Origin of the sequence: uncultured Paraglaciecola sp. (assembly GCF_937123705.1) — a bacterium.
GTDB lineage: Bacteria > Pseudomonadota > Gammaproteobacteria > Enterobacterales > Alteromonadaceae > Paraglaciecola.
The window spans coordinates 1-3,876 of sequence record NZ_CAKZKO010000168.1; the positions used below are offsets into that span (position 1 = coordinate 1).

1 protein-coding gene is annotated in these 3,876 nt (G+C 41.9%); it reads left to right on the forward strand.

Annotation, left to right across the window (positions count from 1 at the left end; all coding sequences use genetic code 11):
- Positions 1-81 precede the first annotated feature (81 nt).
- Positions 82-3,876, forward strand: a 3,795-nt coding sequence (locus tag Q0688_RS22270) for a DUF6701 domain-containing protein (RefSeq protein ID WP_367179827.1), incomplete at its 3' end; no start/stop codon positions are given.

Sequence of the window (3,876 nt, forward strand, 5' to 3'; positions counted from 1 at the left end):
CAAAATTGAATCAACAGCCATTTGTGGTTCAGGTATCAACCAAGTACAGCGTATTCAAGAAGTTTGGGTGAGGGAGTCATTATGATAAAGCATTGTTTAATATTATTCGTTGCGCTTTTATTATCTCCATTAGTTCAAGCTAATGTTAATACTAACCCTCAGTTTGAGTTTGGGACGATTCCAGCCGATAAATGTGAGATATCCGGACCCACAGTAGAGTGTGTTATTGAGTTTGAAAAAAGCTATGATTCAGCACCTTTGGTGTTTGTCATGTCAACGGTGAATGCGAGTCGTTCAAACTTTGATAGTAAGACGACAGAATACCCTTCTGATCTCCGTGTTTGGTCTGTTTCATCGAGCGAAGCAACAATAAAACAACTACTTCCACCCCATGATGCGGCATGTGTTCGCTTGAAACAGAATAACAATGGGCAGTGGCGATGCAGCACCAATACCAGCGATCCTTTAGTGGAGTACGTTGATGCTCCGATGGAAAATATTGACTATTTGGTCATTGAACCAGGCGTTCTGGAGTTTGATAGTGGGGCGAAATTAGTTGCAGGAACCATTGATTATAACCGTACTTATTCAAATGCTGGTGGTGGAGCTAATAATAGTAAATCGGTGCAATTCAGTGATTTTGGCTTGTCATCCAACTTTAGCTCTTCTCCGGGCGTTTTAGTACAGATTCAAAGCTTGAGCAATATGCAAGGTAGCGCTCCTGTTTGGTTAACCCCAATTGCTCTAAATCCGACAACAAGTTCATTTAATCTAGTCCTCGATCGCTCAGAAGTTTCATCTAATGCTCAGCTTGCTCGTAATGAACAAGTTGCTTTTGTCGCAGGGCTAGGTGAAGGGTTTATAAATGGACAGAAATTTTGGCTTGGCCAAGGATCAACATCAAATACGCTGAATATCGATGATAGGGTTATCAAACCAATCACAGAAGGTTGTCAGCTTGTACAAGATTTTTCAGCTTCTGGCTTTTCGGGTATCCCGACATTGCTCGCGTCAAAGCGTACACGTAATGGTAACAATGGCGGCTGGCTGAGACGTTGTTCAGTATCGAAAACGGGTGTTGCTTTAATCAACGAAGAAGACATGGCTCGAGATGATGAACGTGCTCACGTTGTCGAGCCTTATTCGTACTTTCTATTTGATAAGCCGCCAACGAGTGAAATTTGTCAGTTATTTCCTTCGCCAGCTCAAACATGGAAAAATAACGAGAATACTTATATTTTGTTGGATACATCGGAGGGTATAGAAGGAGCGTTAGTATCAAATGGAAAGAGGTATATAGGTTTTCCTCAAAATACGATAACAGGAAATAAGAAGGAGAGCGCTTGTGATGGTACAGAGTGTTATGGTGAAGAAGGATTGTTGGTTAATCAGCAAGAACTAGAAAGCTTCCAATCTCCTGATAATGGACTGGAGACTGTAAATGTATGGCAGGATGATGCAGAGTTTTCTAACAGTGAATCAATAGGAAGTTTAAGTGTTGGAAAAGGTTCTGTAACATTTTATAGCGGCACATATTGGGTCGGTAGTTTGGATATTAATAACGCAGGGAGAGTCATAATCCCTGATGGAGAAAAAGTTATTATCCATATAGGAAGAGTGAATTTAAGTAATAATGATTCATTTTTCGGTGAAGAAGGTGATGGGCAATTAGTCGTTTTTATTCACGCATTGCAGAATTCTAATGTTAACTTTGCCAACCAGAGTGAGTTTAGAGGTCTTTTATATAGCGAAGTTGATGTCATTATGAGTAACCAGTCAACGGTCTATGGTGCAGTTACTGCTAAGGCTATCAGCCTGAGGAATACTTCTAAGATTATTGCGACTGACAATCATTGTTTTCAACCTTCGGATGATTACGAGATAGACATTTCTCCCGCAACCGATCTAGCTTTGATGTGTGGCGATGACTCTCCTCAATTTACCATTAATACCTCTAACAATGGTGTGGCACAAAGTCTAGACGTTACCGTAGGTATTACGCCAGACGCTGATGAATTCGACGTTTCTGTACTTCAAGGTTCAGGTTCTTACCCTAATTATGTATCAAATGACGATGGTGAATTAACTTTAAAAGTTGTCGCTAAAGATACTGCTAATATTGATTTTGATACAGGTTATAAGCTAACTGCGACATTAGTCGATGATTCTGGCAAAGAGGTTGAAAGTCAGTTCAAGTTTGTACCATTTAAATTCTCTTTAGTGGATGGTGATAACCTGACAAATCGTTTGGAGGCCATTGCGGGGCAGGCGACACCGACAGTCACAAAAGTTTTAGCATGTGACTCTGGTGACTCGATTGTTGTTGCTGAAAACTATACAGGTGAAGCTGGGGATGAAGTTACCATTGCTCACGAGCTTGATAGCTCTTGGAGTGGATCCGATGGCTCTTTGATTTATTTACCTGAGTTCGAAGAAGGTAGCGCCTCAACTGACTTAACTATCTCTGAGTCAGGGCTTTTCAACGTCACTTTAAAAGATAGTAGCTTTGATTGTACTGGTTTCGCTGGCTGCCCAGAAGACGGGAGTTATGATGTTGAAGGGAGCTTCTCTGTGTACTCTCGTCCGTGGAAATTTGCCATCTGCACGAGCAACAATTCTGATGGAAACAGTAATAGTGGAAGTGCGTTTGCTGCTGCAGGGGAAGAGTTTGACGTGTTTGCTAAACCTATTCGATTCTCGAGTAACACTAACCCTTCGTGTAACAATAGCTTAGTAACACAAAACTATTTGCTGTCCTCTGGTGCTGTCGTTGCAACTCATACTCTGGATACACCTAGTAATGGTGATGCAGTGTTAGGGAGTTTAGAACCGACTAGTCAACTGACTCAATCTAGCTCTGATATAGTACTCGCAGATAATGGCTATAAATTTAAAAACTTAGAATATTCAGAAGTGGGTAGCTTCAATTTTACAGTGACAGAAGATTCGGACAGCTTTTACGGCAAGATCCTTGGTGGCTTCTCTGGAAGTAAATCAATTGGCCGCTTCTATCCGAAGTACTTCCTGCAAGAGAATTCTGAATGGAATGTCGCGAATCAAAACGATATTGCTTATTTAGGTCAGCCTTATGATTCAAGCGTTCATCAAGTGTATCCAATGGCATCTGGTGCAAGCAGTGTCGGCAACGCACTCAACAATTATCGTTTCTTCCATTCAGACTTACAGGCGAAATTTGGTGTTCTAGATGACACAGCTATCGATAACGAGTTCTTACTGGATACTGAGGCAGGCACTTGGTCTAATGATCGTAAGCATTGGTTGTTGAACGATAGTGCCGCTGTTCTTCAGCGAGTTACGGATTCGGATGATGTTAGCCGCAGAGATGCACCGTTTAATACGTCAGATGCTAACTCCACTATTACCCACTTTGGTTTGACTGTTGCAGGAGTTGATCCTGTTTCATTTACTGACTCTGATATTTTGACTGATTCTGTCGAGTTTCCGGTCCAGCCTCCAGCTCGTTATGGCCGAATGGCGCTTGACGACATTGGTGGCAATTCCGGTACTACCTTAACTATCCCACTTCGAGCTGAGTTCTGGGATGGCAACGAGTTTGTTGTTAACGAGGATGACGACCGCAGTACATTCAATGGCTCAAATATTTGCAAACAAGTTATTTGGACTAGTAATACAGTGAACACTACATTAGCTTCACTTAATGGTAGTGGGGATGTTGATGATGGAGAAGAAGAGGTCACAGCGAACCAAAATACGCCTTCTGGTACAGATGCACCTCGTGAACAAGTCCGCTTGTGGTTAAGAATGGATGACTCAGAACCAACCAATAAAACTGGTGAAAACCCTATTACCTGCTCAGGTAGCGATCAAGATCAACCTTGGTTGCGCTACAACTGG